This window comes from Pseudomonas juntendi (genome assembly GCF_009932375.1).
GTDB lineage: Bacteria > Pseudomonadota > Gammaproteobacteria > Pseudomonadales > Pseudomonadaceae > Aquipseudomonas > Aquipseudomonas juntendi.
In genome coordinates, this window is record NZ_BLJG01000005.1 from 33044 (window position 1) to 51619 (window position 18576).

At 60.9% G+C, this 18576-nt stretch carries 20 protein-coding genes; 9 read left to right on the plus strand and 11 right to left on the minus strand.

What is annotated here, in order from left to right:
* The first annotated feature begins 53 nt into the window (after positions 1-53).
* Positions 54-581, plus strand: coding sequence for a DUF3617 domain-containing protein (locus GYA94_RS00915; RefSeq protein WP_009683544.1), 528 nt, complete (start codon positions 54-56; stop codon positions 579-581).
* Here GYA94_RS00915 and folE2 read toward each other — a convergent pair.
* Both folE2 and GYA94_RS00925 read right to left on the minus strand, forming a co-directional pair.
* Positions 565-1470 (minus strand): GTP cyclohydrolase FolE2, encoded by a 906-nt coding sequence (folE2, locus tag GYA94_RS00920; protein ID WP_161891646.1) that lies wholly within the window; start codon positions 1468-1470, stop codon positions 565-567. The genes GYA94_RS00915 and folE2 overlap by 17 nt on opposite strands.
* A gap of 23 nt (positions 1471-1493) precedes the next feature.
* Entirely contained in the window at positions 1494-1874 is a 381-nt protein-coding gene (locus tag GYA94_RS00925) for a glutamine synthetase (RefSeq protein WP_110676235.1), read from the minus strand.
* Between the two features lie 115 nt (positions 1875-1989).
* Between GYA94_RS00925 and zigA the strand changes: the two genes are divergently transcribed.
* The 3 genes from zigA to GYA94_RS00940 are packed head-to-tail and all read left to right on the plus strand — an operon-like array spanning position 1990 to position 4832.
* Positions 1990-3198, plus strand: coding sequence for a zinc metallochaperone GTPase ZigA (gene zigA / locus GYA94_RS00930; protein WP_054913669.1), 1209 nt, complete (start codon positions 1990-1992; stop codon positions 3196-3198).
* Positions 3195-3821: a DUF1826 domain-containing protein gene (locus GYA94_RS00935; RefSeq protein WP_161891640.1), complete on the plus strand. Its 627-nt coding sequence runs from the start codon at positions 3195-3197 to the stop codon at positions 3819-3821. The genes zigA and GYA94_RS00935 overlap by 4 nt, the downstream gene beginning before the upstream one ends.
* 39 nt (positions 3822-3860) lie before the next feature.
* Entirely contained in the window at positions 3861-4832 is a 972-nt protein-coding gene (locus tag GYA94_RS00940; RefSeq protein WP_161891641.1) for a CobW family GTP-binding protein, read from the plus strand.
* Here GYA94_RS00940 and GYA94_RS00945 read toward each other — a convergent pair whose 3' ends face one another.
* Positions 4833-5225 carry a DUF3301 domain-containing protein gene (locus tag GYA94_RS00945; protein ID WP_110676229.1) on the minus strand — a complete coding sequence of 131 codons (393 nt, stop codon included), beginning with the start codon at positions 5223-5225 and terminating at the stop codon, positions 4833-4835.
* A gap of 121 nt (positions 5226-5346) precedes the next feature.
* Between GYA94_RS00945 and pdxY the strand changes: the two genes are divergently transcribed.
* Complete coding sequence (gene pdxY, locus GYA94_RS00950) at positions 5347-6219, plus strand: pyridoxal kinase PdxY (RefSeq protein ID WP_110676227.1); 873 nt, start codon at positions 5347-5349, stop codon at positions 6217-6219.
* Here the strand turns inward: pdxY and GYA94_RS00955 are convergent.
* Positions 6216-6701 carry an acyl-CoA thioesterase gene (locus tag GYA94_RS00955; RefSeq protein WP_009683536.1) on the minus strand — a complete coding sequence of 162 codons (486 nt, stop codon included), beginning with the start codon at positions 6699-6701 and terminating at the stop codon, positions 6216-6218. The genes pdxY and GYA94_RS00955 overlap by 4 nt on opposite strands.
* A 136-nt stretch (positions 6702-6837) precedes the next feature.
* Complete coding sequence (locus tag GYA94_RS27575) at positions 6838-7047, minus strand: hypothetical protein (protein ID WP_125854445.1); 210 nt, start codon at positions 7045-7047, stop codon at positions 6838-6840.
* On the opposite strand from GYA94_RS27575, the gene GYA94_RS00960 reads away from it, so the two are divergent.
* On the plus strand, positions 7042-8802 hold the full coding sequence (locus GYA94_RS00960) for a cation:proton antiporter (protein ID WP_125854444.1): 1761 nt from the start codon (positions 7042-7044) through the stop codon (positions 8800-8802). The two genes, GYA94_RS27575 and GYA94_RS00960, sit on opposite strands and share 6 nt — an antisense overlap.
* A 101-nt stretch (positions 8803-8903) precedes the next feature.
* Here the strand turns inward: GYA94_RS00960 and GYA94_RS00965 are convergent, their stop codons facing one another.
* The 5 genes from GYA94_RS00965 to zwf form a co-directional block, all read right to left on the minus strand.
* Entirely contained in the window at positions 8904-9311 is a 408-nt protein-coding gene (locus GYA94_RS00965; protein WP_009683533.1) for an SMI1/KNR4 family protein, read from the minus strand.
* Positions 9312-9425: 114 nt separating this feature from the next.
* Positions 9426-10274, minus strand: coding sequence for a Tim44 domain-containing protein (locus tag GYA94_RS00970; RefSeq protein ID WP_054904314.1), 849 nt, complete (start codon positions 10272-10274; stop codon positions 9426-9428).
* Between the two features lie 176 nt (positions 10275-10450).
* Positions 10451-12637 carry a DNA helicase II gene (uvrD, locus tag GYA94_RS00975; protein WP_161891642.1) on the minus strand — a complete coding sequence of 729 codons (2187 nt, stop codon included), beginning with the start codon at positions 12635-12637 and terminating at the stop codon, positions 10451-10453.
* A 133-nt stretch (positions 12638-12770) separates the two neighbouring features.
* Positions 12771-13079 (minus strand): hypothetical protein, encoded by a 309-nt coding sequence (locus tag GYA94_RS00980; protein WP_054904316.1) that lies wholly within the window; start codon positions 13077-13079, stop codon positions 12771-12773.
* Between the two features lie 88 nt (positions 13080-13167).
* Positions 13168-14610 carry a glucose-6-phosphate dehydrogenase gene (gene zwf / locus GYA94_RS00985; protein WP_110676220.1) on the minus strand — a complete coding sequence of 481 codons (1443 nt, stop codon included), beginning with the start codon at positions 14608-14610 and terminating at the stop codon, positions 13168-13170.
* 103 nt (positions 14611-14713) lie between these two features.
* Here zwf and hexR point away from each other — a divergent pair, with 103 nt between their 5' ends.
* Both hexR and GYA94_RS28035 read left to right on the plus strand, forming a co-directional pair.
* Positions 14714-15580: a transcriptional regulator HexR gene (gene hexR / locus GYA94_RS00990; RefSeq protein ID WP_009683527.1), complete on the plus strand. Its 867-nt coding sequence runs from the start codon at positions 14714-14716 to the stop codon at positions 15578-15580.
* A 195-nt stretch (positions 15581-15775) separates the two neighbouring features.
* On the plus strand, positions 15776-15994 hold the full coding sequence (locus GYA94_RS28035; protein WP_110676219.1) for a PA3496 family putative envelope integrity protein: 219 nt from the start codon (positions 15776-15778) through the stop codon (positions 15992-15994).
* Here the strand turns inward: GYA94_RS28035 and GYA94_RS00995 are convergent.
* Positions 15936-16883 carry a LysR family transcriptional regulator gene (locus GYA94_RS00995; RefSeq protein ID WP_161891643.1) on the minus strand — a complete coding sequence of 316 codons (948 nt, stop codon included), beginning with the start codon at positions 16881-16883 and terminating at the stop codon, positions 15936-15938. The genes GYA94_RS28035 and GYA94_RS00995 overlap by 59 nt on opposite strands.
* Positions 16884-17087: 204 nt before the next feature.
* On the opposite strand from GYA94_RS00995, the gene GYA94_RS01000 reads away from it, so the two are divergent.
* The gene (locus GYA94_RS01000) at positions 17088-18503 is read left to right on the plus strand and encodes an acetyl-CoA carboxylase biotin carboxylase subunit (RefSeq protein ID WP_009684483.1); all 1416 of its coding nucleotides are present in this window, start codon (positions 17088-17090) and stop codon (positions 18501-18503) included.
* Positions 18504-18576: the final 73 nt, after the last annotated feature.

Genomic DNA, 18576 nt, shown 5'->3' on the forward strand with positions numbered 1-18576 from the left:
GTCTAAGGCTCAGCCCGGCCCGCTTGGCCGGCTTTTTTCAGGAGTGTTCACCCATGAAGATTCGTCTGCCACTGTTGGCCCTGGTCCTCGGTATGAGCAGCCCGCTGGTGCATGCCCAGATGCTGCAACCCGGTTTGTGGGAGCTGACCACCAGCAACATGCAGGTCGATGGCAAGCCGTTACCTGACATGGGGTTCATGCTGGGGCAGCTCAAGAACCTGCCGCCGGAGCAGCGCGCGATGATGGAAGGCGTACTGGCCAAACAAGGGGTGACGGTGGCTGGTAATGGCGTGCGTTCCTGCCTGACCGCCGAACAGGTGGCGACCAACGACATCCCGCTGCAGGATCCCAAATCCGGTTGCACGCAGAAAATCACTGACCGTACCGGCAACGTGTGGAAGTTCGAGTTCAGTTGCCCGAAGGCACAGGGCAGTGGCCAGGCGACTTTCCTCAGTGATCGGGAGTTCACCACCCAGGTCAGTGGCACCTTCAACGCGTCGGGTGTTCAGCAGCAGGGCAGCATGAACACCCGTGCGGTGTGGCTGGGCAGTGATTGCGGTACGGTCAAACCGCGCAGTTGAGGTCCCACTGCCACTGGCTGGTGGCAACAGCGTCGTGGGCATGCAGGCTTTCTGCATGTTCCACCCGCAGCCTGAAAGCAGCACTCCACTCCAATTGTCGCAGCGCCTGGTGCAGGCGCCGGGCAGCGTCTTCACAGAACATCAGGTTTTGCCCGTTGGCTAAAGCGAAGGCCTGTTCGTCTGCACGCTTGACCGCAGTCTGTACCGCTGTGCCCAAGCTTATTTCGATGCAATCAATCAGCTCGGTAATCGGCAGCTCACGCTGGCTGCTGCGCAGCCGTACCTGAATTTTCGCGCTACTGCGTTGGCTATGTGGGGTAGCGACGATGCCTTCGGCAGTGCCTAGCCAGTTCATTACCGCCGCAGTGTCGACCTGCGATCCGGGGAAGTGCTGTTGGAACTGCTGTTGTATCAGTTGCCTGGCAAGCGCCGCCGAACATGGACAGGTGGACGAATAGGGCACGCACACGGATAGTTCCACGTGGAACACTTCATTCTCGATGCGTGCATCGATGGTCACGGGATAGCTCTTCCAGCCTGCCAATGGGCTGATCAAGGCTGGTCTTTTAAGCAGGTGATCGAAGCCCAGGCGCAGATAAGCAGCGGAAGACAGCCCTTCGTGGCTGGTCAAAAAATCCGCCAAAAGCTGCCGAATTGCCAGCGGCGTAAGGGGCTGGTTTTCCAGGGCCTCCAATGCAAGGTAGAGCCGCGACATGTGGATACCACGTGAATGGCCGTCTATCAAACTGACGCCTGCGTCGACGGTGGCAGCAGCGGGGCGCCCTTCGAACTGCACGGGCAGGGCTATGCCGCACATGCCCACCCAGTTCAGTGGCAAGGCGAACGCATGAGTCTGTGAGGCGATATCGGGGAGCGTGTGCTGGTTCATTGGGGTTTCCACAGAAAAAGGTGTCAGCGGCAGCCGCCGATCATGCTGCAATGCAAATCGAAACGTTGCCCGCTGGAACTGGACACCCGGTTCAACGTGGTCCAGCCTACGCGGCGGCTGTAACCCACCCAGGCTTCGCCGTCACTGGCCAGGCCGGTGAAGAAGGTCAACGAACCGTAACGGCTGTTGGTTTGAGCCCATAGCCGCCGCGTGACCGAGTCGAAACCGCGCAGGTAAAGCTCAGTGCCGTGTGTGCGTACGCTGTAGTAACTCCCTTTGCCGTCCTGGCAGGAGAGCAGCGTGGCGCTGCGGGTACACAACGCCAGTGCAGTGCTCTGCGGCATGGCAACCAGTGAGGTGGGCATGGCGAACAACACCAATGCCATGGCGCGTGACAGTTTCATGTTTTGTCCCTGGTGAGCAGTCGTCCGTCGAGAACGACTTGGCGAAATTGTATTGTTACTTTATAACATTGTGCAATGCATCGTTTCGAATGCGCTCGCCTGAAGGGGTTTCGCCATGTCCAATCGTCTTCCCGTTACTGTGCTGTCCGGCTTTCTGGGTGCCGGCAAAAGCACGTTGCTCAACCATGTATTGCGTAACCGTGACAACCTGCGGGTTGCCGTCATCGTCAACGACATGAGCGAAATCAACATCGATGCCAGCGAGGTGCAGCGCAACGTCAGCCTCAACCGCGCTGAAGAAAAGCTCGTCGAGATGAGCAACGGCTGCATCTGCTGCACCCTGCGTGAGGACCTGCTGGAAGAGGTAGCGCGGTTAGCCGCAGAAGGGCGCTTTGACTACCTGCTGATCGAGTCCACGGGCATTTCAGAGCCACTGCCGGTAGCAGAGACTTTCACCTTCCGCGACGAACAAGGCCGCAGCTTGTCCGACATGGCCCGGCTGGACACCATGGTCACGGTGGTCGATGGCCTGAACTTCCTGCGCGATTACCAGGCTGCAGACAGCCTGGCCAGCCGTGGGGAAACATTGGGCGAGGACGATGAGCGCTCGATCAGCGACCTGCTGATCGAACAGGTGGAATTTGCCGATGTTCTGCTGCTGAGCAAGATCGACCTGATCAGCCAGCATGAGCGCGAAGAGCTCGTGGCCATTTTGCGCAGCCTCAATGCGCGGGCAGAGATCGTGCCGATGGTCATGGGCCAGGTGCCACTGGAGCGCATTCTCGATACGGGCCTGTTCGACTTCGACCAGGCGGCCCAGGCGCCAGGCTGGTTGCAGGAGCTACGCGGCGAGCACGTACCGGAAACCGAAGAGTACGGGATTGCAGCCATGACCTGGCAAGCGCGGCGCCCGCTGCATCCACAACGGTTCTACGACTTTATCCACACGCACTGGACCAACGGCCGCTTGCTCCGTTCCAAAGGCTTTTTCTGGTTGGCCAGCAAGTACCAGGAAGCCGGTAGCTGGTCGCAAGCGGGCGGGATGATGCGCCATGGGCTGGCGGGGCGCTGGTGGCGCTTCGTACCGCGCGACCAGTGGCCTGAGGATGTGGATAACACCAGTGCAATCCTTAAACACTGGACCGCTGAAACCGGCGATTGCCGCCAGGAATTGGTGTTCATCGGGCAGAACATCGACTTTGCCAAGTTATCCACAGCCCTTGACGCGTGCTTGTTGACCGACCAGGAAATGCAGCTTGGGCATATGGGCTGGTTGCGGCTGCCCGATCCATTCGGACCGTGGCATGCGGAGTCCGCAGCATGAGCCTGGCATTAAGGCCTGTGGATATCTTTCAGGTGTTTGGCGAAACGCCGCAAACATTGGCTGAGGTCCTGCAGGATGGTGTCAACCTGGCCGTGTGGCGGCGGCGGCTGCCGGCGCAGTTGCAGGACTTTGCCGAACTGGTACTCAGCCTTGGCCAGCCTTTGACCGACCAACGGGTAATCGAGGTGCACGAGCAACACGCGCCGGTCCTGCCGGACCTGCTGCGCGAAGCCGCTGACCTGCATGGCTATGAGTCATTTGTAGCCGATGTGACCTGGCTGGTCGCGGCCTACACCTGCCTGGTGGGTGCGCGCCGTGTGGGTTTACGCCTGCGCGTGCTGGATGGCCCCATGTGTCCGCGCTTCCATGTGGATAACGTGCCATTGCGCTTGCTCACAACCTACGTGGGGCCGGGCAGTGAATGGTTGCCTGAGGCAATCAGCCCCCGGCGGGAGTTACACACAGCACAGCCCCCTGTGGATAAAATTCAAACCCTGCAAGCCGGTGATGTGGCGTTGCTCAAGGGCGAGAAATGGCAAGGCAACGAAGGCGCAGGTCTGGTTCACCGCTCGCCTTCGGGCCAGCAGGGGCGTCTGCTGCTGAGCCTTGACTGGTTGGCCTGACGGCGCATAGTTAGGCTTTGCCACTGTTTGAACCAGGCCATGCTGCAGAACATACCTACCCACGTGATTGCCGGCCCGCTCGGCGCCGGCAAAACCACCCTGATCCGCCATTTGCTGGCGCAGCGGCCGCCCAATGAGCGCTGGGCGGTGCTGATCAATGAATTCGGCCTGGTTGGCCTGGATGCGGCGTTGCTCAGCCGGGATGAAGACGGTGTTGCCATTGGTGAAGTGGCCGGTGGTTGTCTGTGCTGCGTGAACGGTATGCCGTTTCAGGTCGGGCTAGGGCGTCTATTGCGCAAATCACGCCCTGACCGTTTGTTCATCGAGCCTTCAGGTTTGGGTCACCCGTTGCAATTGCAGGCACAGCTGCAGGCAGCGCCATGGGCTGGAGTGCTGACAATTCAGCCACTTGTCATGGTTTTGGATGCTCAAGCGGTAGTTCGCAACCAGCGGCTTTCCGATGCGCAACAGCAGGCGTTGAACGCCTGCGAATGTGTGATTCTGAATAAGTCAGAGGCTGTGGATGAATCAACTAAGTTGTTGATAAGTAATAAATTTAGGGGCAGGAGGGTGCTGTGGGCGGTACAGGGTGAAGTAGCGTTTCGTGGCCTACCCCAGGCACCTTCACAGATTGTTGACAGCCCGCTTTCCGCCTTCAGGATTGTCGACAATCTGGAAATAACCACAGGGACGGTCTGGGCCGACCCCACCCAGCCGGTCTGCCTGGCCCAGCAAGGTGAGGGTGGTTGGAGTATTGGCTGGCGCTGGCACCCCAGCCAGCAGTTTTATCCACAGCGGCTAAGCACGTTCTTGCAGAATTTACCCTGGCGGCGCGCCAAGGGGGTTATCCACAGCCCGGAGGGGTGGCAGGCTTTCAATGGGCTGAATGGGAGTCTGCCCGCCTGGCAGCCCAGCGAGTGGCGCAGGGACAGCCGCATCGAGCTGATTTTCGATCAGCCACAGTCGCAACCGGCGCTGCAGGCCGGCTTGCGCGAGTGCCGCATCAGCTGATCAGTTTCGCCAGCGGTTGTGTTCCTGGCGCCATTGCTGCATCTCGATAACGTTGTCGGTGCGCGGCGGGGTCTTGATCTCGAACGGGTAGGGTGCCAGTTCTATCTGCACGCTGTGCGCACCGAACTGTGTCACGCTACCGGGGTGGCGCTGCTCGCCAGTGACGGTGAACTCGAAGGCATAGATGCGGGCCAGGCGCTTGCGGCCATTGGCATCGCGCACAAAGCCGATGCGCTTGAGCGCCACGGCGTCGTCAAGCAACTCGAGGTCCAGTTTGGCGCAATGCTGTTTGACTCGGTCCAGGGCTTTCTCGCGCAACCCATGGTTGTGCCACAACCAGGCGCCTGCCGTGGCTACCAGCATCAAGACGAACAGGTTCTCCAGGGTCAACATTTGCTTATGCTCCAAACAGGTAGATCCAGCTTAACTGCGTCCCTGGCCTGTCGTACAGGTGACAATCGAGTTCATACTGCGTCGCGCACCATTCTTTGAAACAGCTTTGGAAAACACCCGCATGAAACGTACTCCGCACCTGCTCGCCATTCAGTCCCATGTGGTGTTCGGCCACGCCGGCAACAGCGCCGCGGTGTTCCCCATGCAGCGGATCGGGGTCAACGTATGGCCGCTCAATACCGTGCAGTTCTCCAACCACACACAGTATGGCCAGTGGGCGGGCGATGTGCTTGCTCCAGCGCAAATTCCTGCGTTGGTCGAAGGTATTTCCAACATCGGTGAACTGGGGCACTGCGATGCGGTGCTTTCCGGTTACCTGGGCAGTGCCGAACAAGGGCGGGCGATTCTGGCCGGGGTACAGCGGATCAAAGCGGTGAACCCCAAGGCGTTGTACCTCTGTGACCCGGTCATGGGGCACGCTGAGAAGGGGTGCATCGTACCGCCAGAGGTCAGCCAGTTCCTGCTCGACGAAGCGGTGGCCAAGGCCGACATCCTGTGCCCCAACCAGCTGGAGCTGGACAGCTTCTGTGGGCGCCGCGCGCAGTCGCTGGAGGATTGCGTGCACATGGCGCGCAGCTTGCTGCAGCGCGGGCCGCAGGTGGTCGTGGTCAAGCACTTGGCCTACCCCGGGCGGTGCGAGGACCAGTTCGAAATGCTGCTGGTGACGGCCCAGCACTGCTGGCACCTGCGGCGCCCGCTGCTGGCGTTTCCGCGTCAGCCAGTGGGGGTCGGCGACCTGACTTCCGGGCTGTTCCTGGCCAGGGTATTGCTGGGCGACAGCTGGGTGCAGGCATTCGAGTTCACTGCCGCCGCGGTGCATGAAGTGCTGTTGGAAACCCAGGCCTGTGCCAGCTACGAGCTGCAGCTGGTACGGGCCCAGGATCGCATTGCCCACCCGCGTGTGCGCTTTGAAGCGCGGTTGCTGGCGTTTTAGATAGCGTCGGTTTTCAGGTCCTGGTAGCGCTTTTCCAGTTCCTGGCGGATCTGGCGGCGCTGCTGCCCCTGCAGGAAGCGGCGCTTTTCTTCGCTGCTTTGCGGCTGACGCGGCGGTACCGGCACAGGGCGGCGATTGTCGTCCACCGCTACCATGGTAAAGAAGCAGCTGTTGGAGTGGCGCACCGAGCGCTCGCGAATGTTCTCGGTCACCACTTTGATGCCCACTTCCATCGAGGTATTGCCGGTGTAGTTGACGGACGCCAGGAACGTCACCAGCTCGCCCACGTGTACCGGCTCGCGGAAGATCACCTGGTCCACCGACAATGTCACCACATAGCTGCCTGCATAACGGCTGGCGCATGCATAGGCCACTTCGTCGAGGTATTTGAGCAGGGTGCCGCCATGTACGTTGCCAGAAAAGTTGGCCATGTCCGGGGTCATCAGGACGGTCATGCTCAGCTGGGCGTTTCCAGGTTCCATAAGGTGCTCACGGTTAGGTTGCGCTGAATCGGGCGAATGGAGGGGGTGATCTGCTGACACGGGTTTTCCCTCTTGTGAATTTGCCTCGTTGCTACGGGACGTTGCCGGGGGCGTAGCGGTCACGCTGATCATGCCATCAGCGGCGCTTTTCCAGCCGATCTGTTTCTGCATATTGCGCCGGCTTTTTGCAGCCGATCGCGATGTTAACCTGAGTACGCCCATGCACCATGGGCGTTCCTGCATTCAATACAGTATGTACTTGCTGCTCGCTCAGGTTTGCCCCGGCAGAGGAGCGGTTTGCCCAGGCATTCATAAAAGACGAGAAAAGGAGTATCACGCCATGCATGCCATCAGCTTCATCCAGGACCTGGCAGTCATCATGCTGGTCGCTGGCGTGGTCACCATCCTGTTTCACCGCCTCAAACAGCCGGTCGTGCTTGGTTATATTGTCGCCGGCTTCATCATCGGCCCGCACACCCCGCCATTCGGCCTTATCCACGACGAAGACACCATCAAGACCCTCGCCGAGCTGGGGGTGATCTTCCTGATGTTCTGCCTGGGGCTCGAGTTCAGCCTGCGCAAGTTGTTCAAGGTGGGCGCCACGGCGTTCATCGCGGCGTTCCTCGAAATTGTGCTGATGATCTGGATCGGCTTCGAGATCGGCCGCTGGTTTGGCTGGAACACCATGGACTCGCTGTTCCTGGGTGCCATCCTGGCCATTTCCTCGACCACCATCATCGTCAAGGCGCTCAACGACCTGAAGATGAAGAACGAGCGCTTTGCCCAGCTGATCTTTGGCGTGCTCATCGTCGAGGACATTCTTGGCATTGGCATCATTGCCCTGCTCTCAGGTATCGCCGTCAGCGGCACGGTCAGCTCGGGGGAAGTATTCTCCACTGTCGGCAAGCTGTCGTTGTTCATGATCGTTGCCCTGGTCATCGGTATCCTGCTGGTGCCGCGCCTGCTGGCCTACGTGGCCCGGTTCGAGAGCAACGAGATGTTGCTGATTACCGTGCTGGGGCTGTGCTTCGGCTTCTGCCTGCTGGTCGTCAAGCTGGAATACAGCATGGTCCTGGGCGCCTTCCTGATTGGCGCGATCATGGCCGAGTCACGCCAGTTGCTGAAGATCGAGCGCCTGATCGAACCCGTACGCGACCTGTTCAGCGCCATTTTCTTCGTCGCCATCGGCTTGATGATCGACCCGCAGGTGCTGGTCGAATACGCTTGGCCGATTGTGGTCATTACCCTGGCGGTGGTATTGGGCAAGATGTTGTCCTGTGGCATGGGCGCGTTCATTGCCGGTAACGATGGGCGTACCTCGCTGCGCGTGGGCATGGGGCTTTCGCAGATTGGCGAGTTCTCCTTCATCATTGCCGCACTGGGCATGACCCTGCAGGTAACCAGCGACTTCCTGTACCCCGTGGCGGTCGCCGTATCGGCTATCACCACCCTGCTTACGCCCTACCTGATCCGCGCAGCCGACCCGCTTTCGCAAAAACTGGGCAATGTCGTGCCCGGGCGCCTGGCGCGGGTGCTGTCGTTGTATGGCGAGTGGTTGCGCAACATTCAACCGCAGGGCGAGGGTGCCATGCTCGCGGCAATGATCCGGCGCATCCTCCTGCAGGTTGGGGTGAACCTGGCGCTGGTGATCGCGATCTTCTTCAGCGGCGGCTATTTTGCCGGGCGCATCGGTGACTGGCTCAGCGAATGGGTCAGCGACATCGGCCAGCAGAAGGCGATGATCTGGGGCGCGGCGTTGTTGCTGTCGCTGCCGTTCCTGATCGCGGCCTACCGCAAGCTCAAGGCGCTGTCGATGCTGCTGGCCGAGATGGGCGTGAAGCCGGAAATGGCCGGGCGGCATACCCAGCGGGTGCGGCGAGTGATTGCCGAAGTGATTCCGCTGTTGTCGTTACTGGTGATTTTCCTGCTGCTGTCGGCATTGTCTGCGAGCATCTTGCCGACCAACGAATTGCTGTTGGTGATTGCCGTGGTCGCTGCGGTGGTGGTGGCCTTGCTGTGGCGCTGGCTCATTCGCGTGCACACGCGCATGCAGATCGCCTTGCTGGAAACGCTGGAGAACAGCCGCGAGAACTCGCACTGAGTGCCACCCGGCCGCAGCGACAGCGGTGCCTACCGGTTCACCACACGCTTGGCCGTTGTGGGTATCTGTAGGCGCCGCTGCACCGGAATCGGTGGGGAAGATCAGCTTTCCAGCCACACATCCCGTGCCCAGTGCCACACCGATTCCCAGCTGTCCTCACCGACCAGCTCTTCCTCGGCATCCCACAGCACCACGGTGCCATCTTCCTCTACGCAGTAGTAGTTGGCGCCGTCCTGGCACAACGGGATCAGCTCACGCGGTACGCCCGCATCCCAGGCATTGGCCGCCACCTCGGGCAGGTAGGTGTGCGACTGTGGATCGGTGCAAGTTACAGGCTCCAGTGAGCCGTACACCACATCGCTCACAGTCAGCAAAAACTCTTTGAACACGTATGGAATGTTGATGAACAGCTGCTCTTCTATCTCTACCAGCTGGTCCTCATCGGGAAGCTCCAAAGGTACCGGCACCGGCTCGTTGGCTTCACGGAGTTGTTCGATCACTTCTTCCACGGTTCACTTCCTCTGACCTAGATGACAACTTTGCGCGTTATACCCTAGTAGGCCACTCTGACAAAAGCAAAAACCCCGGGGCAAGCCCGGGGTTCTTGGTACGGCGCGCAGCGGTTAGCTGTTTTGACGGATACCGGCTACCAGCCAAGGCTGGTTCTCACCTGGTGCACGCACCATGTGCCAGCTTTCGCTGAACAGTTCGCCCTGGTCGAAGCGCGAGTTTTTCGACACGCCGCGGAAGGTCAGGGTGGCGTCGGTGCGGTCTGGGCGGTCATCGACGCCGTCCAGTTGCACTTCGAGGTTATCGATGTAGGTGGACTGGAAGCCATCACCCAACTCGGCGCGCTCACGCTTGAGGAACTCAAGCATCTGCGGCGTGACGAACTCGGCGATCTTGTCCATCTCGTTGGCATCCCAGTGCTGCTGCAGCGACTGGAAGTGGTTGCGAGCGGCAGCCAGGAAGCTCTGTTCGTTGAACCAGGCAGGGGCGTTGATCACCGGGGCGGCGGCAGGCGCGGCCGAACCACCGAACACCGACGGCTGGGCAGGCTGGCCGTGGGCTTCACGCTGCATCGGCGCGTGGCCTGGCATGGCCATTTGCGGTTGTTGCTGGCGACGACGCGCGGCAATGAAGCGGAACACCAGGAAGGCGATGAGCGCCACGATCAGGAAGTCCATGATCTGGAAGCCCTCGAAACCGTCGCCCATGAACATGGACGCCAGCAGGCCGCCGGCGGCCAGGCCAGCGAGTGGGCCCAACCAGCGCGAAGCACCGCTGGCGGCCGGGGCGGCACGACCAGGTGCGGTCGGCGCGGCGGCTGGCGCGGTTGGTGTGGCCTGGCGGGTCTGGTGAATAGGCGCGGAGCCCGAGCTCTTGCCGCCGCCGAAACGCTTGGCGTTGGCGTCCAGGCTCAGCGTCAGGCCGACGCAAAGCGCCAGTGCGATGCTAAGAAAACGTTGCATAATTGGGATATCCCCTGTTGTGGATTGCACGCGCGTCATGGTGCACAGGTTCCCGGGCACATGACCAGCGACATAATGTTTCCAGCTTTTGCCTGAATGTTACAACGCCGGCACCACCGCCCTTGAGCGCGCCCCCAAAAAGGCAGCCGCTGCAAGGAACGGTACTGGCATATGCGTCAGATCGCCTCGAGTTTGGCATACCCCAGCATCAGCCATTTGCTGCCTTCGGCAAAATTCACCTGCACCCGTGCCTGGGCGCCGGAGCCCTCGAAGTTGAGGATCACGCCTTCGCCAAACACCGCGTGCTGCACCCGCTGGCCGAGGTTGAAGGCGGTTTGCGGGATGTTGGCATTGTCGAACAGGTGGCTGTTGGTGGCTGTCTTGGGGGCGCCGAACTGGCGGCTGACGCTGTTGGAAAGGCGTACTTCCTGAACCAGCCCCGGTGGAATTTCGCGAACGAAGCGCGACACCTTGTTGTAGGTTTCGCTGCCATACAGGCGGCGTGTCTCGGCATATGTCATGACCAGTTGGCGCATCGCACGGGTGATGCCGACATAGGCCAGGCGGCGTTCCTCTTCCAGGCGGCCAGGTTCCTCGAGGCTCATCTTGTGCGGGAACAGCCCTTCTTCCATGCCGACCAGGAATACGTAGGGGAACTCCAGGCCCTTGGCGCTGTGCAAGGTCATCAGCTGGATGCTGTCCTCATGTTCGTCCGCCTGGCTGTCGCCGGCTTCCAGCGAAGCATGGCCGAGGAAAGCCGAGAGCGGAGAGAGGTCGGCATCTTCTTCGGTGGATTCGAAGTTGCGCGCTGCGCTGACCAGTTCCTCAAGGTTTTCTACCCGTGCCTGGCCCTTTTCACCCTTTTCTTCCTGGTGATAGGTAATCAGCCCGGACTGCTCGATGGTGGTCTGGGTCATGGTATGCAGCGGCATGTCCGCAACCTTGGCAGCCAGCCCTTCGATCAGTTCGATGAAGGCCCCCAATGCACTGGCGGCGCGGCCTTTCAACGCCTTGGCGGCGATCAGCTGGCACATGGCCCCCCACATGGAAAGCTGGCTGTGCCGGGCGTGCTCGCGGATGGCCTCGACGGTTTTTTCGCCGATGCCGCGTGGGGGTACGTTGATTACCCGCTCCAGTGCGGCATCGTTGCCACGCCCTTCGATCAAGCGCAGGTAGGCCATGGCGTTCTTGATTTCGGCGCGCTCGAAGAAGCGTTGGCCGCCATAGATGCGGTACGGCACGCGTTCGCGCAACAAGGCTTCTTCCAGCACCCGCGACTGGGCGTTGGAACGGTACAGGATGGCAATGTCGTTGCGCGCGTTACCCTGCTTGATCAGGCCTTCGATGGTTTCCACCACGTAGCGCGCTTCGTCGTGCTCGTTGTAGGCCGCGTACAGGGTCAGAGGTTCGCCTTCACCCAGGTCGGTCCACAGCTCTTTGCCCAAGCGCCCGCTGTTGTTGGCAATCAGCGCGTTGGCAGCCTTGAGGATGCCGCCGGTGGAGCGGTAGTTCTGCTCCAGGCGGATCATTTCGGCGTCGGGGAAGTCGGCGGTGTACTGGTGGATGTTCTCGATCTTGGCGCCGCGCCAGCCGTAGATCGACTGGTCGTCATCGCCCACCGCCATCAGGCTGGCGCCACCGCGCGCCAACAGGCGCAGCCAGGCGTACTGCACGGCGTTGGTGTCCTGGAACTCGTCGACCAGCACGTGCTGGAAGCGCCGCTGGTAATGCTCCAGCAGGCCGGGGTGGTCACGCCACAGGTCCAGTGCGCGCAACAGCAGCTCGGAAAAATCGATGACCCCGGCGCGTTCGCAGGCCTGCTCGTAGGCGGTATACACCTCGCGCATGGTGGCCAGGAACAGATCGCCACCGGCCTGGATATGTTGCGGGCGCAGCCCCTCGTCCTTCTGACCGTTGATGAACCACTGGGCCTGGCGGGCCGGCCACTTCTGTTCATCCAGGCCCAGCTCGCGCATTACCCGCTTGATGAGGCGCTGTTGGTCGTCGCTGTCGAGGATCTGGAAGTTCTGCACCAGCCGCGCTTCCTGCCAGTGTGCCCGCAGCAGGCGATGGGCCAGGCCGTGGAAGGTGCCGACCCACATGCCAGCTGGGTTGATGCCCAGCAATTGCTCGATCCGCTGGCGCATTTCCGCGGCGGCCTTGTTGGTGAACGTCACCGACAGGATCGAGTGCGGCGAGGCCTGCTCTACCTGGATCAGCCAGGCGATACGGTGCACCAGCACGCGGGTTTTACCGGAACCGGCGCCGGCAAGCACCAGTTGACGCCCGAGCGCGGCCGCTACGGCCTGGCGTTGGGCATCGTTGAGGGAGTTCAGCAGGAGGGAGAGGTCGTCTGTGTGCATCCGGCCATTCTAGGGCGCGGCAGGGAAGGGGTAAATGGTACTGTATAAATACTCACCTGCCCAAGCGCCGAACGGTGCATGCGCAAGGCCGCCGCGCCGGGCGTGCAAGCCGACGTGGCGGTTGTCAGCGAAATCAAGCAGTGATCAGGATTTCGTCGATCTCGGCAAGCAGCGTGCCTTCGTGGAAAATTTCCACGCTGGCGATGGCTTCAGTGCCGGTTGGCATCTCGAAATGCACCTCCTTGTCACACAACACCTGGATGAAGCTGCCGCCTTCCGATTTCAATTCCAGGTCCAGGGCCAAGGTACCCGGTTGCCCGTCGCGCTTGACCAGCACGGGGTCGACGCCAGGGTTGGCGACGGTCACGGTACCTGCAACCCGCACCCGCGCCCCTGGGGGCATCCTGTCATGTTGGGCTTTCCAGTTCTTGCTGTTGATCATGTCTGCAGCTCCATTAGTGCGAAGGGCGAAATGCGCCTTCCGACCAGAGCGTGCAACAAGCCCCAGCCCAGCCACAGCATGAAACTTTTCAGCTATGCCAGACCCTGCCATGGCGTGCCAGCAGGCTGGTAGCCTGCTCTGGCCCGTTGCTGCCAGCCGCATACGGGCGTGGGGCCTGGAAGTGTTCTTCACAGCCCTTGATCACCGGGTCGATCCAGGCCCAGGCGGCTTCTACTTCATCACGGCGCATGAACAGCGTGGAGTCGCCCTCCAGCACATCCAGTAACAGGCGTTCGTAAGCCTCCCAGCGGCGCGTCTGGCTGAAAACCTGGGCCAGGTTCAGGTCGAGGTCGACCGGCTCAAGGCGCATGCCCTTGCCAGGGCTTTTGGTCATCATGCGCAGGCTGATGCGTTCCTCTGGTTGCAACTGGATCAGCAGCTGGTTCACCTGGCCACCGTTGAACAGCTCATGGGGCACCGGCTTGAACTGAATGACGATTTGCGACGAGCGCCGTGCCATGCGCTTGCCCGTGCGCAGGTAAAACGGCACCCCAGCCCAGCGCCAGTTGTCGATGTGTGCCTCGATGGCGATGAACGTTTCGGTGTCGCTGTCATTGTCGACGTCTTTTTCGAAGTAATAGGCCGGCACCTCCTGGCCGCCGATGCGCCCCGGGCCGTATTGGCCACGGACCGTCTTGTCCTGCACGTCCTGGCCAGTGATCGGCTTGAGCGCGCGCAGTATCTTCACTTTTTCATCGCGTACCGCTTCGGCCTCGAACTGCGCGGGTGGCTCCATCGCCACCAGGCACAGCAACTGCAGCAAGTGATTTTGCAGCATGTCGCGGATCGCGCCAGCCTTGTCGTAATAGCCTCCCCGGTTCTCTACACCCAGGGTTTCGCACACGCTGATCTGCACGTGATCGACCTGGTTGTTGCGCCACACCGGCTCCAGCAGGGCGTTGGCAAAGCGCAGCGCCATCAGGTTCTGCACGGTTTCCTTGCCCAGGTAGTGGTCGATACGAAATACCTGGAATTCTTCGAACACCGCGCCAATCGCTTCGTTGATGGCGGTGGCCGACTCCAGCGAGTGGCCGAGCGGCTTCTCCAGCACGATGCGTGCTTCGCCGTCGGCCAGGCCTGCGGTGTGCAGGTGGTTGGCAATGGGGACGAACAGCTTGGGTGCGGTGGCCAGGTAGAAGATGCGCGTGAGCCCGCCGGGTTCACCCAGGTAGCGCGCCAGGCGGCCGAAATCGGCGCTCTGTGACGCGTCCATGGGGAAGTAGTCGAGGCGTGCGGAAAAACGCTGCCACACTTCTTCGTCAAAATCGGTACGGGCAACCTGTGCCCGGCAGTGGCGCTCGGCGAGCTTCAGGTAGTCATTGCGTGGCAGGTTGCGGCGGGCCAGTGCGATGACGCGTACTGCAGGGTTGAGGCGGGCCTCGCGGAACAGGTGGTAGAGCGCCGGAAGCAGTTTGTGCAGGGCCAGATCGCCGGTGCCGCCGAATACCAGAATGTCGCAAGGAATAGTCAAACCACCACTCTCCACGTTCGTTTAACTGGGCGGGTTGGCGTCCATGTAGTATAACTACAAGAAAGCTACAACCCGGCCAGCCGATCATAACCGAGTCCAGCCCGTGAATCTGTTGCAACATATCGCCCAATCGCGCCACCTGCTGCGCAAATCGGAACTCAAAGTGGCCGACCACGTGCTGCTCGACCCGGCTGCCGTCATGCACAGCTCCATGGCCGACCTGGCGCACAGCGTAGGTATCAGCGAACCCACCATCGTGCGTTTCTGCAGGGCCATCGGTTGCACGGGCTTTCAGGACCTCAAGCTGAAGCTGGCGCAGAGCTTGGCCGCCGGGGCCAGTTTCGGCCAGTTCGCCATCCACGAAGACGACTCGGTCGCCGACTACAGCCTGAAAATCTTCGACACCACCCTGCACACCCTGATGGAGGTGCGCGAGCACCTCGACCCGCTGGCGCTGCAGCAGGCGGTGAGCGCCATGGCGCAGGCCCAGCGTGTGGAGTTCTACGGCTTTGGTGCCTCGGGGGCTGTAGCGGCAGATGCCCAGCACAAGTTCTTTCGCCTGCTGCTGAGCGCGGCGGCGTATTCCGACCCGCACATGCAGGCCATGTCGGCGGTGACCTTGAAGCCGGGCGATGTGGCCGTGTGTATCTCCCAGTCCGGCCGCTCCAAGGACCTGTTGATCACCGCCAACCTGGTACGTGAGAGCGGGGCCAACCTGATTACCCTGTGCCCCAGCCAGACACCGCTGGCCGAGTTGTCGACGGTCAACCTGGCGATCGACGTGCATGAAGACACCGAAATCTATACCCCGTTGACCTCGCGCATTGCCCACCTGGTGGTGATCGACGTACTGGCCATGGGTGTGGCCATGGCGCGTGGGCCGAGCCTGGTCAACCACCTGAAAAGCGTGAAACGCAGTTTGCGTAGCCTGCGTCTGTCGCCCAAGTCGATCAAGGCTACAGACGACTGAATTCAATCTGTACCGGCTTCTTCGCGGGCGCGCCCGCTCCCACAGGTACTGTGCACCTTTTGCAATTGGCGCAATGCCTGTGGGAGCGGCCGGCACCGGCAAAGCAGATTTCACTGTTTTGTCACCATTTCACCGCTAAACCGTAAACCTGCCAGGCCAGTCTGAAACTCCCGCATCCTATCTGGGAGACAGGCAATGGCTCGTGACTTCGACGGTACGTACCAACCCAGCGCCAAGGCTCGCAAGCAGCAGGAAAAGGATCAGCGCCGCATGGAATACCGGCGGGCGATCGAGAGCTATTGCGACCAGCGTCAATTACTCCGCGAGCTGGCGGACTACCCAGACCTGCAAGCGCTCACGGTGTGGCAGGTGTCTGCGGCAGCCTCCCCGAAAAGCGCTCAACAAGCCCGCTGATCAGCGCACGTTCGCCGCGGATGAACGCCAGAAACGCCAAGGCCACCGGCGACTGGCGCTTGGCCTTGGCCTGCACCACGCACCAGCTGCGGTACAGGGGCAGCTCTTCCACCGGCAGTTCGGTCAGCACGCCGGTGGCCAGTTCCAGGTTCACCGCGTGGCGGGTCAGCAACGCCACCCCGAGACCTGCGATAACGCATTCGCGTTGAGCATCGGCCGACGCCACTTCCAGGGTCTGGGTGAAATGCACACGCTTGTCCTTAAAGTACTCCTCGCACGCCTTGCGCGTCCCTGAGCCTTGCTCGCGGACCAGCAGGGTATGAGGTTCCAGATCCTGCAAGCGCAGCTGCTCCAGCTTGCACAGCGGATGCTGTGGCGGCGCCACGGCCACGATCGGGTTGTTGAGGAAGGGCAGAAACTCCAGGCCCATGTCCTGGGGCACCATGGACATGATGATCAGGTCATCGCGGTTGTCGGAAAGCCGCCGAATGGCCTGGGCACGGTTGACCACCGTCAAGGTCAGGTTGACCTCCGGGTGACGTTGCTTGAAGGCCGCGAACAAGTGCGGAACGAAGTACTTGGCACTGGACTCGACCGCCAGCTTCAACTGACCTTGCAATGAGCCCTGCATGTCCGACAGCTGCATGTCCAGGCTCTCCAGCCGGCCGAAGATATCCCGGCTGGCACGCTGCAGGGCCTCGGCTGCTTCGGTCAGGTAGAGCTTCTTGCCAACGTACTCGAACAGTGGCTGGCCTATCAGCTCTTCGAGCTGCCGGATCTGTAGACTAACGGCGGGTTGTGTGAGCGCCATTTCTTCCGCAGCGCGGCTGTACGAACGCAAATCACACACTTCGTTGAAGATCTGTAATTGTCGTAAAGTCATACGCATCAAGGACTTACGCATAGTTGTCGGCTCATCGGCAATACCTTGTTACCCAACTATAAGCTTTTGCTAATACAGCCCCTAACAAATATTGATTTTTGTTTATCAACCCATGGCGCTAGGGTGAATACGCGACTGGCCAGCAACGTCTGGTCACGCGCCGACCGGTAGAACCGGCTCGACTGTTCCTACGGCTTTGGGAAGACTCCAGTGATAAAAAAAATCCTGATCGCCAACCGAGGTGAAATCGCAGTTCGGATCGTGCGTGCTTGCGCCGAGATGGGCATTCGCTCGGTAGCGATCTATTCCGACGCCGACCGCCACGCCCTGCACGTCAAGCGTGCCGACGAGGCGCACAGCATTGGTGCCGAGCCGCTGGCCGGGTACCTGAACCCGCGCAAACTGGTGAACCTGGCGGTGGAAACCGGTTGCGATGCCCTGCACCCGGGCTATGGCTTCCTGTCGGAAAATGCCGAGCTGGCAGAGATTTGCGCCGAACGCGGGATCAAGTTCATTGGCCCGGCCGCCGACGTGATTCGCCGCATGGGCGACAAGACCGAAGCACGCCGTACCATGATCGCCGCCGGTGTGCCGGTAACCCCGGGCACCGAAGGTAACGTTGCCGATATCCACGAAGCCCTGAGCGAAGGTGACCGCATCGGTTACCCGGTCATGCTCAAGGCCACTTCGGGTGGCGGTGGCCGTGGTATCCGCCGTTGCAACAGCCGTGAAGAACTGGAGCAGAACTTCCCGCGGGTCATTTCCGAGGCAACCAAGGCATTTGGCTCGGCCGAAGTCTTCCTGGAAAAATGCATCGTCAACCCCAAGCACATCGAGGCGCAGATTCTCGGTGACAGCTTCGGCAATGTGGTGCACCTGTTCGAGCGCGACTGCTCGATCCAGCGCCGCAACCAGAAGCTCATCGAAATCGCCCCAAGCCCACAGCTCACCCCTGAGCAGCGCGCCTATATCGGCGACCTGGCGGTGCGTGCAGCCAAGGCAGTGGACTACGAAAACGCCGGCACCGTGGAGTTCCTGCTCGCCGATGGCGAGGTGTACTTCATGGAAATGAACACCCGGGTGCAGGTGGAGCACACCATCACCGAGGAAATCACCGGCATCGACATCGTCCGTGAACAGATCCGCATTGCTTCAGGCTTGCCGTTGTCGGTGAAGCAGGAAGACATCCACCACCGCGGCTACGCGTTGCAGTTCCGTATCAACGCCGAAGACCCGAAGAACAACTTCCTGCCCAGCTTCGGCAAGATCACCCGGTACTACGCCCCTGGCGGCCCGGGCGTGCGCACCGACACGGCGATTTATACCGGCTACACCATTCCACCGTTCTACGACTCCATGTGCTTGAAACTGGTGGTCTGGGCGCTGACCTGGGAAGAAGCCATGGACCGCGGCCTGCGGGCCCTGGATGACATGCGTGTACAAGGGGTGAAGACCACCGCTGCGTACTACCAGGAAATTTTGCGTAACCCGGAATTCCGTAGCGGCCAGTTCAACACCAGCTTCGTCGAAAGCCACCCTGAACTGACCAACTACTCGATCAAGCGCAAACCCGAAGAGCTGGCCCTGGCCATCGCCGCTGCCATCGCCGCCCACGCAGGCCTATGAATGCAGCAGCAAGCTGTAAGCGGCAAGCTGCAAGTAGAAGCAGATCAGCTTTTTCTTGCAGCTTGTAGCTTCA